Genomic DNA, 12478 nt, shown 5'->3' with positions numbered 1-12478 from the left:
GGAGCCGGCGGCCAACGTAGACTTGCAGGATGCGGTTGGTTGCGAGCGATATTGACGGAACGATCCTTGGGCACGACGGAAAAATCAGCCCGCGCACCATACGCGCCTTCCACGCCTGCCGGGATGCCGGCGTCGAACTGGTCTTCGTCACCGGGCGCCCTCCGCGCTGGCTGTACCCGCTTGAGGAGCAGCTGGGCCACGCCGGACGGGTGATCTGCTCCAACGGTGCCGTCGTCTGGGACCTGGAAGCGGACCAACTGGTATCCGCCCGTGCGCTGGCCACCGCTGCTGTCCTGGAAATCCGCCGCGTCATCAAGGAACTCCGTCCCGCCGCGCTGTTCGCCGCCGAAACGCTCACCGGGTTCCACCTTGAGCCGGGCTTCATCGAAAACGAATCCAGCGAACTCCTCGCCGAATTCACTCCGGCGCCGCTCCATGAAACGCTCACCGGGGACGATTCCGTGGTCAAATTCCTGGCCATTGTCCGGGAGGGCACCCCGGACGACTTCCTCGCCGAGGTGGCGCCCGCCGTCGAACACCTGGCCGCCGCCACGCACTCCTCGCCCGGCGTCGCCATGCTGGAACTGTCCCTCCCGGGCGTGAACAAGGCCGTCACCCTGGCCGAGTACGCGGCCGCACTGGGCATCGATGCCGCCGACGTGGTCGCCTTCGGCGACATGCCCAACGACATCGAAATGCTCCGCTGGGCGGGGCACGGTTACGCGATGGCCAGCGGCCACCCCGAGGCCATCAGGGCGGCGGGCCGGCAGGCACCGCATTTTGACGACGACGGCGTGGCCCAGGTCCTGGAGGCCAGGCTGGCAGCCTTGGGCGTCCAGTTTTCCTGACTCCCGCCCCGTACTTCCAGCTGGCGCTCACCTGGCGTTTACCTTTCGTCTGTACCGTCAAGGCTGGAGGGTTCGCCCCTCACCGGCCGGCTCACAGGGGGTTCCGATGGCACGAAGCGTCAAACAGGGCGCAGCAAATGCGCCGCTGCGCAAGGCAACGCCTGATCCGCACTGGAAGCAGTTGCGCCAGGGCGACAGGGTCCGCGTCCTGCTGTCACCCGGCTTCCAAGCGAGCGGGGTAGTGGACACCATTACCGCAGACCACAGCGCCGTCTGGGTCCACCTGGATGGCGGCCGCGGACGCGTCCTGCTGCACTGCGGCGACGGCGTGGACATCCTGCCCTGCGGCGAGACCGACTGCCGGGACTGACGGTGCGGGCCTCGGGTACGCTCGCAGGGTGACCCTGCCCTTTTTCCAACACCCCGACGACGCCGGGCGGCAGCTTCCCATCGCCATGGCCCACCGGGGCTTCTCGGTGGACGGGCTGGAAAACTCCATGGCCGCGTTCCGCGCCGGCATCGAACTCGGCTTCCGCTACCTCGAAACGGATGTCCACACCACGGCGGACGGCGTGCTGCTGCTGTTCCACGATGAATTCCTGGACCGGGTGACCGACGGCAGAGGCAGGGTCGGAGATCTTGCCGCCGCAGAGGTGGCGAAGGCGCGGATCGACGGCCGTGAACCCATTCCCACGTTCGACGAGCTGGTCACCGGCCTGCCGGAGGCCAGGCTGAACCTCGACGTCAAGGACTGGGATTCGGTGCGGAGCACTGCCGCCGCGATCGAGCGGCACCAGGTGCACCACCGGGTGCTGGTCACCAGCTTTTCGGACCGGCGGCGGCGGGCGGTGCTGAAGCTGCTCAGCCGGCCGGTGGCCTCCTCCGCCGGCGTGGCCTCGAATGCCCTCTTCACCCTCCTGGGACCTGTCCTTCCGCGGGCGGCCTTCCGCCGGATCATGCGCCGGCCGCTCCGCGATATCCAGGCATTGCAGGTTCCCGTGCGGTACGGACGTGTCCCCGTGGTCACCGCAGGCTTCATCCGCCGCGCCCACGACCTTGGCCTTGTGGTGCATGTCTGGACCATCAACGAGGCCGCTGAGATGCACCGCCTCCTCGAGCTGGGGGTGGACGGCATCGTCACGGACCGTGCGGACCTGCTGCGCGAGGTGCTCAGTGCACGCGGCCAGTGGCCGCCGGCGCAGGAACCCCGGTAGGTTCCGTGCCGGCTACTCGCCGGGGCTGGCCAGGTGGCGTTCCAGGCCGTCCACGTCCAGGCGGGTGTTCCAGTTGGCCCAGTCCTCAGGCCGTACCGAGGGGCGGCCCAGCAGGTAGCCCTGGCCGGCGCTGATGCCGAGTTCCGTCAGGACTTTCAGCTCGCCCACTGTCTCAATGCCTTCGGCCACCAGGGTGATGCCGATCTGGTCCGTGAAGTCCACCAGGCAAGCGGCGAGGGCGCGCTGGACGCCGTCTTTGTCCACGTCACCGATCACATTGCGGCCCACCTTGAGGAAGTCCGGGCGCAGGTGGATCATGCGGCTCAGGGCGCCGGCTCCGGTGTGGGTGTCGTCCACGGCGATCCGGAGGCCCTTTTCGCGGAGGGGATTGAGTGCGGAGATGAACTGAAGGTATTCCTCTTCCGGAATGTCTTCCGTCAATTCGAGCACCACCCGGTCGATGGGGAGCTCGATGTGCTCGAACAGTTCGGGCAGCCGCGGGTCCATGCAGGACGTGGGGGAGATGTTGAGGGACACGTAGAGGGAACCGGGCAGGTCACGGGCAGCTGCTGCAGCCGAGCCAAGGGCGGAGAACTCGAGGTTCGCGCCCAGGCCCACGGCCTCTGCCTCGGCAAACCAGAGTTCCGCGGTGGCGCCGTCGTCGCTGACGAAGCGCGAGAGCGCCTCCACACCCACCACGGCCTTTCCTTCCAGCCCGTAGATGGGCTGGAAGGCGGTCATCAGCATGTGGTTTTCCAGCAGGGCGCTGATCCGGGAGGCGCTGCGGATGGCGTCCAACTGTTCGGCCAGCTTCGGTGGCAGTACGGGCGGCGCCAGGCGCATCTGCCGTACGGATTCAATGGTTTCCGCCGTGTTGGCGTCGCTCCTCCGGGCCTCCAGGAGATATTCCAGCAGGGCCCGCTCGGGCACGCCGGGATTCTCATCGAGGCTGTCGCTCAGCCGCTGCCGGACAGCGGCCCCCGCGGGATCCGTATCCGAGAGTACTGCGGCGATAATTCCCCATGCTTGTACACGAACCGACATTAGCTACGCCCCCAGTTGACGAAGTAATGACCCATTGGCCCATTAATGTTCAATTTCAAAAACGCCTTTTAGAGTCCGGTGCTGCTGTGAGACCTGAAATTCCGCGGCGACGAAAAAGCCGGACACCGCACGCTGATCGTATAACGGCGGCCACAAAAGCGCAGTAGTTTGCGCACTACTGGTTAGCGCTTTCCGCCCGCTCTTTCAATAAACCTGGAATCTGGTCGGGCGGGACCGGCCGGCCGAAGTAGTAGCCCTGGGCGCTGCGGCAGCCCAGGCTGCGAAGGATTTCCGCCTGCTCCGCCGTTTCCACGCCCTCCCAGACAGCTTCCAGCCCGCAGGCACGCACCAGCTGGAGGACTGCTGCCACCAGGCCCGGCTGGCTGGGATCGCTCTCCAGTCCGGTGATCAGCGACCGGTCAACCTTGACCCGGTCCACCGGCAAACGGCGGAGGTAGCTGATGGATGAGTAGCCCGTGCCAAAATCGTCAATTTCAATGCCCACGCCCAGGCCCCGCAGGCCGCCCAGCGAGTATCGGTCCAGCTCATTGCCCTTGACGATTGCCACTTCCGTCAGTTCCAGGACCACCTGGTCGGGCCGCACGCGGGTTTCTTTCAGGACGTTGCGCACGTCCTCGATGAACTGCAGGCTTTGGAGGTCCGTGGCGGAGATGTTGATCCGCACGGAGAAATCGCTGTCCACCAGCGAGCTGTCGATCCATTCCCGCAGCTGCCACACAGCGGTCCTGAGGACCCACAGGCCCAGCTCGGAGATCAGCCCCGCCTCCTCCGCCAGCGGGATGAACTCGTCCGGCATGATGAAGCCCCGGGTGGGATGGTTCCAGCGGACCAGCGCCTCCACGCCCTCGACGCGTCCGGTGTTGAGCTCAACCACCGGCTGGTAGTAGAGGGTCAGGCCATCCTCCTTGATGGCTGCGCGCAGGTCATCCACCAGCTGGCTGCGGAGGCGCCGCATCAGCAGCAGCGCGGGTTCGAACCGGTGCAGCTTGTTCTGGCCCTCCGCCTTGGAGGCGTACATGGCGACGTCGGCCTCCATCAGCATGTCCTCCGGGCTCTGGCCTTCGCTGCCCAGGCTGAGCCCGATGCTGGCACCGCAGCGCACGCTGCGGCCGGGGAGCTCGATGGGTTCGCTGAGCGCCGCCAGGATGCGGTGCGCCACGATGGCGGCCTGGTCCGGTGATGCCGTGGGCATCACGATGGCGAATTCGTCCCCGCCCAGGCGGGCTACGACGTCGGAAACGCGCACGGCGCCCCGCAGCCGTTCGCCCACGGTCACCAGCACCTGGTCGCCGGCGGTATGTCCAAGGCTGTCGTTGATCGACTTGAACGAGTCCAGGTCCATCAGCAGGATTGCCGGGCACTCGCCGGCCGGTTCCAGGGTCCTTCCGTCCACGGCCAGCAGCGCGGTCCGAAGGGCTTCGATGAGGGCGGACCGGTTTGCCAGGCCGGTCAGGGGGTCCTGCATCGCCATTTTCTGCATTTCCAGGTGGGCTTCGTGCAGCAGTTGGGTCCGGACCTGGACCCGCTGTTCGAGTTCCTGGTAGATGATCTCCAAGTCCTCGGCGAGCAGGTTGGTGCCCATGATGATGGCGTCCAGTTCGTCCCGGGCGGGGGAGACCTCAATCCGGGAGGTGAGGTCGCCGGAAGCGAGCCGGACAATGCCTTCCAGCAGCTGGGAAAGCCGGGGGTCGTCGTCGGCAAACATTGCCAATCCTCCTTCCCGCTCAGTTGACCTGGGCGTGGTCGGTGCCTAGGGGAAGGCTGACCGTCACCGTGGTCCCGGCGCCCAGGGTGGAGGCCACATCGATGCTGCCGCCGTGGCGGTCCACGATGTCCTTGGAGATGGCCAGGCCCAGGCCGGTGCCCGGGATGGCCCCGTTCATGGCGTTGGAGGCCCGGTAGAAGCGGGTGAACACATGGTTGATCTCGTCGCTGGAAATGCCGATTCCGGTGTCGGCGATCCGGACAGTGGCCCATTTGGATCCGTCGGCACCGGCGTAGGACTCACTGCCCACCTCGATGCGTCCGCCGCTGGGGGTGAACTTGATGGCGTTGGACACCAGGTTGGTGAAGACCTGCTGGAGCTGTACCTCGTCGGCAAGGATCTCCGGATCCTCTGGAACGGGATCGACGTCGATGGTGACGTTCTGCAGCGTGGCCAGCGGCCGCAGCGCGGCGGCCACCAGGTCAAGGGTCTGTCCCAGGCGTACGGGCGCCAAGTGCATCACGGTGTCATCCAGTCCGCCACGCGAGACGCTGAGCATATCCTCGATGAGGGTCCGCAGCCGTTCGGTGTTGCGGACCACGATGTCCAGCATCTGGTGGACTTCCTTGGATACCGGGTGTTCAGTGCTCTCCTGGATCATGTCCAGGTACGCCATGATCGAGGTCAGCGGCGTCCTCAGCTCGTGGTTCACGGTGGCCAGGAAGTCCGTCTTTGCCTTGTCGAGTTCCCGCAGCTGTTTGACCACCTGCTGCTGGCTGTTGATCAGGTGGCTCTGGATCAATCCGTACGCGGCGTTGCCCGCCACGTGCTGGATCAGCCCGAGCTCGGCGCTGGACCAGGTCCTGGGCCGCTCCATCATGGCGATCCAGATGATGCCCAGGGACGAGTTTCCTTCGCCGATGGGAACTGCCAGGGTGGAGGCGGCCCCGGCTACAGCGGGTGCGGGCCTCGCGGGGGCATCCGCATCGGCCTCGCTGCCGTCGGCAGACAGCGTTTCCGTGCCCGCCCAGAGCGCATCCGCCGTGGCACGGGCTTCGTCCTCGCCAGGCAGGGCTTCGGGGCGCAGCTCCACGAGCCCGCGCCGACGCCAGGTGGCCGTGATCACCGGGACCCTGTGGTCCTCGAAGGTGGAAAGGACAACGTAATCGGCCTTGAAGGTCCGGCCGAATCCGGCCACGACGTGGTCGGCAATTTCCTGGGGATTGTTGGTGGCGCGCACCGCCGCGGACACTTCACGCAGCTGTTCGCGGAGCCCCTCCGCCTCCTCCCGTGACGCGCGGCGGCGGGATAACTGCTCGATAAGGACCGACGCGCGGTGGACCAGTTCCTGCGGTGCGGGCGGCTTGGTGATGCAGTCGTGGATGCCGGGCGGGTTCGCTGCCCCAATGTCCGCCGGATCGTCCAGGTCCACCATCACCAGGACCGGGGCGGTCGTCCGGACCGCTGACAGCGGCGCGTCCGCGACGATGATGGAAGGCTCGCCGGCAGCCAGCAGCCGGGCCAGGGACGCGGCGTCGGCGGCTTCCAGGACGGTGTAGCCGGCCTCCCGCAGGGCGTGTGCGTTAAGGGCCAGGCGCCCGGCGTCGGGATCGGCCACGACGGCGGTGCGGGGCAGGCGCACATCACTCGGGACAGCCGTCACAGTGCTCCCTTCCCTCCCAGTTGAGTACATTGTAGGGGGATGCAGGGTGCCGGGGGCCACTACGGCCGTCCCGCGCCCCAACCGCCGCCCCGGCGCCGGGGCGCGCCGTAATGTAGCGCAAGGTGCGCCGCCTGCGGGAGCGGGAACATATATTTGAGCCGTGTCCTCCCGAACCAAATCGACGTCGTCCGCCTGGCGGAAGTACTTGTTGATCCCCAAGCTCGTCAGGCTGTCCCGGAGTGCTCCGAAGGACCGGCATAAGGCGTGGGACCAGTATTGGGCCGGTATCACCGCCACGGGCCCGGGCGGCGAGGTCCTGTGGGATTCGGGCAGCGACCACGAGTTCCTCGGCTACCGGGACAACCTCCTGCGCTACCTGGACCCGGCCCTCCCGGTGGTGGACGCCGGTTGCGGCCACGGCGGTTTCACCCGGGCGCTCGCGGGTGTCTTTCCGCGGGTAATTGGCGTGGATGTGTCGCCGCACGCGGTTGACATAGCGCGGCGGCAGTCCGCAGGAGCTGCCAACCCTGCTTTCGAAGCGCTCGACATGACTGCACCGGGCGCCGGCGCTGCCCTGGCAGGGTCAATCCATGCGGGTTCTGATGGCGCCAACGTCTTCATTCGCGGAGTCCTGCACGTCCTCGATCCCGCCCACCAGAAGGCGCTCGTGGAAAACCTGGGGACCTTGGCCGGCAACCGCGGCACCGTCTTCATGGCGGAAACCAACTTCCACGGGAACCCGGTGGAGTACGTGTCCCACCTCGGTGCCACCACGCGCGGCATCCCGGCGCCTCTGGAACTGGCCATCCGCGGGCTGCCGATGCCCGGCCACTTCGGCCCCGAAGAACGCGAACGGGCGTTCCCGCCGTCGGACTGGGAACTCCTGGAAGACGGCCACGCTGCCATCGAAACCAATCCGGTCACGGGCGTCCCCGGGCAGGACCGGGTGCCCGGATATTACGCGGTGGTCCGGCCCCGGCGGTAGCGCGCTGGGCCTGCTTTTCCGCACGTTTCCGCAGGCCTGTGGTTATCTCCGCAGGCCATCCACACAGTCCTGGCGCGGGTCCTTGACATGGAGCGGATCCGGAGGCTCTATGGTAAGTACGCTTATCAATTGGCCGCAGGAAAGGAAAGAGCTGTGGCAGGGGACCAAGGCAACAGCACCCGTCAGTTCATTCCGTCCGGGGCGCTCCGCAGGCTGCTGCTCCCGCCCACCTACGGGCGGCATGTCACCGAGGTTGCCGAATTCACCATCCTGTCCGTGGAGGTGTGGGCGTCCGGGCTGGTGGTCAACATCCACCTGCCCTCGGACGGTGCGCCCGAGCCGCGGCTCACGCTCCAGGATCACTTCGGGACCGAATACACCCTGCAGGATTCGGCCACGGTGGGCACCCGCAACCTGCAGGTCTTTGCCCCGTCGGTGCCTCCCGGAACCAGAAGCCTGACCGTCAGGTCCGCGGACGACGACGGCCGGCCCGTGGTGACGTTCGCCGTGCCGTGGATGTCTGCGCCCGAGAGCCCGCCCACCCTGGCCGCCGGACCACGCGGGCGCTCCAGCGGCACCGACGGGCCCTACGAGCCGGAACTCCGCCGCCCCGCCTGACCTGCTACCCCGCCTGCCCCCGATGAAAGGCCCGCCATGCCGGACACCAGCAATTTCACGCCTACCGCTGCCATCGTCACTGCCTCCGATTCCGGGATCGGCAAGGCCACCGCGGTGGCGCTCGCGCGCGCCGGCCTGGATGTTGGCGTCACCTGGCATACGGACAGGGCGGGTGCCGAGGATACTGCCGAGGAAGTTCGGAGCCTGGGCCGGAGGGCCGTAGTCCGGCAGCTGGACACCACCGAACTCCGTGCTGCCGCCGGAGTCATCGACGACCTCGCCGGGGAGCTGGGTGGCCTGGACGTCTTTGTGAACAACGCCGGCACCGGGGCGAACGCCAAGTTCTTGGACATGGGCATCGACGACTGGATGCGGATCCTGGATACCAACCTCAACGGGGCCTTCGTCTGCCTGCAGGCCGCGGCCCGGTACATGGTCCGCGCCGGCGGCGGCGGGCGCCTGATTGCGGTGTCCAGCGTCCATGAGTTCCAGCCCCGCGTCGGCTCCTCCGCCTACGATGCCTCCAAGCACGGCCTCGGCGGCCTCATGAAGACGCTTGCCCTGGAACTGGGCCAGTACGGCATCACGGCCAACACGGTGGCCCCAGGCGAGATCGCCACGCCCATGACGAGGCAGGAGGACCAGGACCCGACGACGATCAGGCGGCCCGGTGTCCCGCTCGGCCGGCCGGGGCACGCGCGGGAGATCGCCGACGTCATTGCGTTCCTCGCCTCGCCCGCCTCCAGCTACGTGACCGGTGCGGCCTGGGTGGTGGATGGCGGGATGCTGCAGATGGGACCGCAAGCGGGCTCCCACCTCGCCGGCGACGAATGGCGCCAGGGGTAACAGCACTTCCGGCGCCCTGGGCGTCCGTATTACGATGGCAAGCGCTTTCCCGGCGGATACTGGCATGATGGAGCGCATGCGCATTCTTATTGCTCCGGACAAATTCAAGGGGTCCCTCACGGCGGCAGAAGCGGCCGCCGCCATCGCCGAAGGGGCACTGCGGGTCTACCCGGATGCCGTGGCCACCCAGTTCCCCATCGCCGACGGCGGGGAGGGGACCCTGGAGGCCGCCGTCGCGGCCGGGTACGAGGAGCGGCTCAACGCCGTGGTGGGACCGATCCTTGCTCCCGTCGGTGCCGCCTGGGCCATCCACAAAGGGGCCGACGGCACGGTCACGGCAGTGATCGAGACGGCCCAGGCGTCCGGACTGGCCGACATGGAACCGACCCCTGCCAACGCCTTGCGCGCCCACAGCTACGGCTGCGGCCAGCTCATCGCCGCCGCCCTGGACGCGGGCGCCACCGAGATCGTGCTGGGCCTGGGCGGTTCGGCAATGACCGACGCCGGGAGCGGCGCCCTGCGCGCCCTGGGATTGAAGCCGCTTGATGGTGCCGGGAATGTGGTGCCGCTGGGCGGCGGGTCGCTGGCCGACGTCGTATCCCTGGATACATCCGGGCTGGACCCGAGGCTCGCGGCCACCACCTTCCGGATCGCCGTGGACGTCCGCAACCCGCTGTATGGACCGTCCGGTGCAGCCCACGTCTTCGGCCCCCAGAAGGGTGCGGGCCCGGAAGCTGCCGAACTGCTCGACGCCGGCCTGCGCAACTGGGCATCCATACTGCGGGAAGTGACGGGCCGGGACGTGAACGTCCCCGGGGCGGGCGCCGCCGGCGGCTTCCCGGCGTCGTTCCTTGCCTTCACCGACGCCACGCTGGAGGGCGGCTTCGCGCTGGTGGCCGGCCTGACCGGCCTGGCCGGCCAGCTGGACAGCGCAGACCTGGTGATCACAGGGGAGGGGTCCATGGATTCGCAGTCGCTGACCGGCAAAGCGCCGATTGCGCTCGCGGATGCAGCCCGGGAGCGCGGGATTCCGGTCATCGTGGTGGCCGGCCGGATCCTGGTGACCCTCGAAGACCTCGCCAAGCATGGCGTGGTGGCAGCGGCGCAGTTGCTGGACGTGGCAGCGAGCCCGGACGACGCCGTCGCCAACGCGGGCAAGTACCTCGCCTGGGCAACAAGCCAGGTGCTCGAAGGCGCCTAGCCGGCCAGGGGTTGCGGGGGCCCAAGTCCGCCTTACTGCGCCTTGCCGGGAGGAAGCGGGGCGGCCTTCCCCGAAGCCCGCTTTTTGAGTCGGAACGGAACGAATACCAACAGCACCACCATGACGCCCAGCAAAGCTCCGCCGGCAGTAACTCCGGCCGAACGCCCGGCCGCGACGTCGAAGACGAGGGCTGCCGTGCCCGCGCTGAGCAGGGCGATGCCGCCAAGGGCAATCTTGGTGATGGTGTCCGCGCTGGACACCAGTGTTTCCTTCAACCGTTTCCGGAACAGCCTGCGGTGCACGCTCACCGGAAGGAGGATGAAGGCGGTGGTCATGGCCGCCACCACGACGTTCGCGAGGTAGAGGGCCACCTCTACGCCATCAAGCGTTTCAAACCGCTGCTGGAACGGCAGCGTCAGCAGGAATCCGGCCAGGATCTGCACCCCGGTCTGGAGCACGCGAAGCTCCTGCAGGAGTTCTGCCCAGTTGCGGTCCAGCTGCTCCTCGCGGGTTTCATTCCGTCCCGTCCGGCCCGTGTAGTCCTCAACATCGGACACCGGTGCTCCTTCCTTGCAGGCCCAGTACCAGGTCTTCTTTCTACTCCTCCCGTACCCGGAAACAAGGCATCCCGTTGCACTTGCACCCATATTTGATAAGTTTGCTGATTATCACCCGCAGTTGGCACACAGGAGGAAGCATGACGCAGGAAAACCAGCAGGCTGAACCCGAGTCCGCCCCGGGCGGTTACGGCACCCCCACTGCCGAGCAGGAAGCGGCCGGTACGCAGGGCCAGGGGTCCGGTGGCGGGTCTTCCGCCGGCGCGGACACCAACGAACCGCAGCAGGGAGCGGGCCAGGAACCCGTGCCCCACGACATGGACCTTCCGTCCAGCGCCGCGGAAATCGATGAGTCGAATGACGATTCCCAAGGTTCGGCGCCGGTTTCCTCCGAATCCGGCGAGGAAGCCACGGGCCTTCCGGACGGCAGCGGAAACGACCTCCCGCAGGAGGAATCGCCCAATGACGACGACGAGAGCTTCGACGCCGGATAACGCGACCTAAGACGGTGGCCCTTGGATCAGGTACTGGTTCCAGGGGCCACCGTTTTTTGCTGTATGGGCCTATGCTGTATCAGCCTCCGTGGGAGTTGTTCGACGCCGATGCCATCTGCACGGATCCGGGCGAGCTGGGCATGACCGTGCGTGGTCGAGAAAGACTCCGTGTGGCCGTCATTGGTGGACAGGAAGATGGTTTCGCCATCAGGATGCGATCCACACCTCGCACTGCTGCCCCGGCCGGAGGGTCCGCACGCCGCGTCAGTCGTTGCTGCTGAAGGCGGCGTCGAAGCTGGTTTGGGAGGCGGGGAAGTCGTACTTTTTCAGGGCGGCGAGGGCTTCGGGGGCTCCGTGGAGGCGGTCCATGCCGGCGTCTTCCCATTCGATGCTGATGGGGCCGTTGTAGCCGATGGCGGAGAGGGCCCGGAAGGAGGCTTCCCAAGGGACGTCGCCGCGTCCGGCGGAGACGAAGTCCCAGCCGCGGCGGGGGTCGCCCCAGGGCAGGTGGGAGCCCATGACGGTGTTGCGTCCGGTCTGGCGGATCTTGGTGTCCTTGCAGTCCACGTGGTAGATCCGGTCCTTGAAGTCCCAGATGAAGGAGACGGGGTCGATGCCTTGCCACATCATGTGCGAGGGGTCCCAGTTCAGGCCGAATGCTTCGCGGTGGCCGATCGCTTCGAGGGTGCGGACGGTGGTCCAGTAGTCGTAGGCGATCTCGGAGGGGTGGACTTCGTGGGCGAACCGGACGCCTTGTTCGTCGAAGACGTCCAGGATGGGGTTCCAGCGGTCGGCGAAGTCCTGGTAGCCGGCGTCGATGACTTTTTCCGGGACGGGCGGGAACATGGCCACGTACTGCCAGATGGCGGAGCCGGTGAACCCGACCACGGTGTCCACGCCCAGTGCTTTGGCGAGCCGGGCGGTGTGTTTCATTTCCTCGGCGGCGCGGGTGCGGACTCCTTCGGGGTCGCCGTCGCCCCAGACTTTGGATCCGACGATGGCCTGGTGCCGGAAGTCGATGGGGTCATCGCAGACTGCCTGGCCTTTGAGGTGGTTGGAGATGGCCCAGACTTTGAGGTTGTACTTGTCCAGTATCTCGAGTTTGGACTCGACGTAGCCGGGTTCATCCCAGCGCCAGGCGTCCAGGTGGTCGCCGGAGACGGCGATTTCCAGTCCGTCGTAGCCCCAGCCGGAGGCCAGGCGCGCGACTTCTTCGAAGGGCAGGTCGGCCCACTGGCCGGTGAACAGGGTGAAGGGGCGGGGCATGGGGGCTCCTTGGTGG

At 67.2% G+C, this 12478-nt stretch carries 13 protein-coding genes; 8 read left to right on the top strand and 5 right to left on the bottom strand.

Going from position 1 to position 12478, the window contains the following annotated elements; all coding sequences use genetic code 11:
• Positions 1-29 precede the first annotated feature (29 nt).
• From C563_RS0114105 to C563_RS0114095, 3 genes are all read left to right on the top strand, one after another.
• Positions 30-848, top strand: coding sequence for a Cof-type HAD-IIB family hydrolase (locus tag C563_RS0114105; RefSeq protein ID WP_026264841.1), 819 nt, complete (start codon positions 30-32; stop codon positions 846-848).
• A 106-nt stretch (positions 849-954) separates the two neighbouring features.
• Positions 955-1218 carry a hypothetical protein gene (locus C563_RS0114100; RefSeq protein WP_018762714.1) on the top strand — a complete coding sequence of 88 codons (264 nt, stop codon included), beginning with the start codon at positions 955-957 and terminating at the stop codon, positions 1216-1218.
• Positions 1219-1246: 28 nt separating this feature from the next.
• Positions 1247-2062: a glycerophosphodiester phosphodiesterase gene (locus tag C563_RS0114095; protein WP_018762713.1), complete on the top strand. Its 816-nt coding sequence runs from the start codon at positions 1247-1249 to the stop codon at positions 2060-2062.
• Between the two features lie 12 nt (positions 2063-2074).
• Here the strand turns inward: C563_RS0114095 and C563_RS0114090 are convergent, their stop codons facing one another.
• The 3 genes from C563_RS0114090 to C563_RS0114080 form a co-directional block, all read right to left on the bottom strand.
• Complete coding sequence (locus C563_RS0114090; protein WP_026264838.1) at positions 2075-3106, bottom strand: EAL domain-containing protein; 1032 nt, start codon at positions 3104-3106, stop codon at positions 2075-2077.
• Between the two features lie 175 nt (positions 3107-3281).
• Positions 3282-4832, bottom strand: a complete 1551-nt coding sequence (locus C563_RS0114085; RefSeq protein WP_018762711.1) for a putative bifunctional diguanylate cyclase/phosphodiesterase — start codon at positions 4830-4832, stop codon at positions 3282-3284.
• Positions 4833-4851: 19 nt separating this feature from the next.
• Entirely contained in the window at positions 4852-6495 is a 1644-nt protein-coding gene (locus C563_RS0114080) for a sensor histidine kinase (protein WP_043424228.1), read from the bottom strand.
• Between the two features lie 208 nt (positions 6496-6703).
• Between C563_RS0114080 and C563_RS0114075 the strand changes: the two genes are divergently transcribed.
• The 4 genes from C563_RS0114075 to C563_RS0114060 all read left to right on the top strand — a co-directional run bounded on the left by C563_RS0114075 (position 6704) and on the right by C563_RS0114060 (position 10145).
• Complete coding sequence (locus tag C563_RS0114075) at positions 6704-7480, top strand: methyltransferase domain-containing protein (RefSeq protein WP_018762709.1); 777 nt, start codon at positions 6704-6706, stop codon at positions 7478-7480.
• 153 nt (positions 7481-7633) lie between these two features.
• Positions 7634-8098: a hypothetical protein gene (locus tag C563_RS0114070; protein WP_018762708.1), complete on the top strand. Its 465-nt coding sequence runs from the start codon at positions 7634-7636 to the stop codon at positions 8096-8098.
• Positions 8099-8134: 36 nt separating this feature from the next.
• A complete protein-coding gene (locus tag C563_RS21340; RefSeq protein ID WP_018762707.1) occupies positions 8135-8944 on the top strand; it encodes an SDR family oxidoreductase in 810 nt (269 codons plus the stop codon).
• Positions 8945-9020: 76 nt separating this feature from the next.
• Entirely contained in the window at positions 9021-10145 is a 1125-nt protein-coding gene (locus C563_RS0114060; protein WP_018762706.1) for a glycerate kinase, read from the top strand.
• Positions 10146-10177: 32 nt separating this feature from the next.
• Here the strand turns inward: C563_RS0114060 and C563_RS0114055 are convergent, their stop codons facing one another.
• On the bottom strand, positions 10178-10702 hold the full coding sequence (locus C563_RS0114055; protein ID WP_018762705.1) for a DUF6328 family protein: 525 nt from the start codon (positions 10700-10702) through the stop codon (positions 10178-10180).
• A gap of 140 nt (positions 10703-10842) precedes the next feature.
• Between C563_RS0114055 and C563_RS0114050 the strand changes: the two genes are divergently transcribed.
• A complete protein-coding gene (locus C563_RS0114050; RefSeq protein WP_018762704.1) occupies positions 10843-11196 on the top strand; it encodes a hypothetical protein in 354 nt (117 codons plus the stop codon).
• Between the two features lie 264 nt (positions 11197-11460).
• Here the strand turns inward: C563_RS0114050 and C563_RS0114045 are convergent, their stop codons facing one another.
• Positions 11461-12462, bottom strand: coding sequence for a sugar phosphate isomerase/epimerase family protein (locus tag C563_RS0114045; RefSeq protein WP_018762703.1), 1002 nt, complete (start codon positions 12460-12462; stop codon positions 11461-11463).
• Between the last annotated feature and the right edge of the window lie 16 nt (positions 12463-12478).

Origin of the sequence: Arthrobacter sp. 135MFCol5.1, from assembly GCF_000374865.1 — a bacterium.
Lineage (GTDB): Bacteria > Actinomycetota > Actinomycetes > Actinomycetales > Micrococcaceae > Arthrobacter.
This window is presented reverse-complemented; position numbering and strand designations above follow the sequence as displayed.